Below are 2,647 nucleotides of genomic sequence, written 5' to 3'. Positions count from 1 at the left end.
GCTGTCAGGCCTTCGGGCTCTGGCAGGCCATTCGCCCGGCACGCGGCGGTCAGCGTATTCGCAAGCAGGCAGGCGATCGTCATCGGGCCTACGCCACCCGGTACCGGAGTGATTGCACCTGCGCGTTCGGCCGCGCTGGCATAGTCCACATCGCCAACCAGCTTGTTCTTGCCGTCACGTTCGATCCGGTTGATGCCCACGTCGATTACGGTCGCGCCTTCCTTGATCCAGTCACCCGGCACCATCTCGGGGCGGCCTACGGCGGCGACGACGATGTCCGCGCGGCGTACCACGTCGGGCAGGTCCTTGGTGCGGCTATGCGCGATGGTCACGGTGCAGCTGTCGCCCAGCAGCAGCTGCGCCATCGGCTTGCCCACAATATTCGAGCGGCCAATTACAACAGCATCCATGCCCGACAGAGAGCCATGGTGGTCGCGCAGCATCATCAGGCAGCCCAGCGGCGTACAGGGCACCATCGATTTCTGACCCGTACCCAGCAGGCCGACATTCGAGATATGGAACCCGTCTACATCTTTCGCCGGATCAATCGAGTTGATCACCAGGTCTTCGTTTAGGTGCTTGGGCAGCGGCAGCTGCACCAGAATACCGTGTACGGCAGGATCGTTGTTCAGCTTGTCGATCAGCGCCAGAAGGTCTTCTTCGGAGGTGTCTGCATCCAGCTTGTGCTCGTATGAGTTCATACCGACTTCAACGGTCATTTTTCCCTTCGAGCGGACATAGACCTGACTGGCCGGATCCTCGCCCACCAGAACCACCGCCAGACCCGGTGTGATGCCGTTTTCTTCCTTCAGTTTCGCAACCTGGTCAGCCACCTGCGCGCGCACTTTGGCGGCAAAGGCCTTACCGTCGATGACTTGAGCTACCATCCTTTGATCCCTTCTTTCAAAAAACGGATCGGGCGCACAAAGCGCCCGGTCATTCAGTCGGGGCCGAGCACGCGTTCTTCGCGCGCAATCGACCAATCAATCAAGGTGCGCCATAGTTTTTCGGCAAGGTCAGGATCCATACCCAGCTCGTCCGAATTCATACGCACTTTTTGCACCACATCCTCGACACGCTCCGGAATACGTGCAGGCAAGCCCTCGCCCGGCTTCAGCGCGGATGCGCGGTCGATGTAACCTGCACGCGCCACCAACATCTCGATCAGCTGCCGATCCAGCTTGTCGATCTGAACCCGCAACTCCCGCATTGAGTGGCAGTCTTTTGGAGGTGTCAGAGTGGGCATGTTTGTCTCCTCATGGCCCGGGAATTCCCCGGACCACGAGATGTCTTATTCGGCGGCTTAGAACAAGCCCTCGATCTCACCTGCGTCATTGAGGCAGATGGTTTCCGCGGCCGGCTTGCGCGGCAGACCGGGCATGGTCATGATCTCACCGCAGACAACCACGATGAAACCGGCACCGGCGGACAGGCGGACCTCACGCACCGGAACCGAGTGGCCGGTGGGCGCGCCGCGCAGGGTCGGGTCGGTCGAGAACGAATACTGTGTTTTCGCCATGCAGACCGGCAGATTGCCATAGCCTGCCTCTTCCCATTCTTTCAGCTGGTTACGGATCTTGTTGTCGGCCAGAACCTCATCCGCGCGATAGATACGCTTGGCGATGGTTTCGATCTTCTCAAACAGTGGCATGTCGTCGGGGTAAATCGGCGAGAAGTTGGCGCTGCCGCCTTCGACGATCTCGACAACCTTCTCGGCCAGCGGGGCAGAGCCTTCCGAGCCCAGCTCCCAGTGGCGCGACAAAACCGCCTCGACGCCATGTTCGCCGCAATAGTCGCTGACCGCCTGTACTTCCGCATCGGTGTCAGTGACAAAGTGGTTGATGGCGACAACAACCGGCACACCGAAGGATTTCACGTTTTCGATGTGACGGCCGAGGTTGGCACAGCCCGATTTCACAGCGTCAACGTTTTCCGCACCCAGATCGGCCTTGGCAACGCCGCCGTTCATCTTCATCGCGCGCACGGTAGCAACCAGAACCACTGCCGACGGAGCGATGCCCGCCTTGCGGCACTTGATGTTCATGAACTTCTCGGCACCCAGGTCCGCACCAAAGCCCGCTTCAGTAACGACATAGTCAGCCACTTTCAGAGCGGTCTTGGTGGCGATGACCGAGTTACAGCCATGCGCAATGTTCGCGAACGGGCCGCCGTGGACAAAGGCAGGGTTGTTTTCCAGCGTCTGCACCAGGTTCGGCTGCATCGCGTCTTTCAGCAGCACGGTCATTGCGCCTTCGGCCTTGATGTCGCGGCAGTAAACTGGGGTCTTGTCACGGCGGTAAGCTACGATGATGTCGCCTAGACGCTTTTCCAGATCCTTCAGGTCGTTTGCCAGACACAGGATCGCCATGACTTCGGACGCCACGGTAATGTCAAAGCCTGCTTCACGCGGGAAACCGTTCGACACACCGCCCAGCGACGCCGTGATCTGACGCAGGGCGCGGTCATTCATATCGACCACACGGCGCCATGCGACGCGGCGCGTGTCGATCTCGCACTCGTTGCCCCAATAGATGTGGTTGTCGATCATTGCCGACAGCAGCGAGTGGGCCGAAGTAATCGCGTGGAAGTCACCGGTGAAGTGCAGGTTCATCTCTTCCATCGGAACAACCTGCGCGTAACCGCCACC

The 2,647-nt window shown here is 59.8% G+C and carries 3 protein-coding genes; all 3 read right to left on the bottom strand.

From position 1 onward, the window contains the following. On the bottom strand, nt 1-887 hold an 887-nt coding region (gene folD / locus ACR0MQ_RS22875), incomplete at its 3' end, for a bifunctional methylenetetrahydrofolate dehydrogenase/methenyltetrahydrofolate cyclohydrolase FolD (protein WP_170474711.1). Nucleotides 888-940: 53 nt separating this feature from the next. Continuing rightward, on the bottom strand, nt 941-1,246 hold the full coding sequence (locus ACR0MQ_RS22870) for a chorismate mutase (protein ID WP_010442824.1): 306 nt from the start codon (nt 1,244-1,246) through the stop codon (nt 941-943). Nucleotides 1,247-1,303: 57 nt separating this feature from the next. After that, a partial coding sequence (locus ACR0MQ_RS22865) for a formate--tetrahydrofolate ligase (RefSeq protein ID WP_480611251.1) occupies nt 1,304-2,647 on the bottom strand: 1,344 nt, incomplete at its 5' end.

The organism is Ruegeria sp. AN6 (assembly GCF_056540425.1).
The sequence above is the reverse complement of the archived record's forward strand: the minus strand, read 5'-3'. Positions and strand labels throughout refer to the sequence as shown.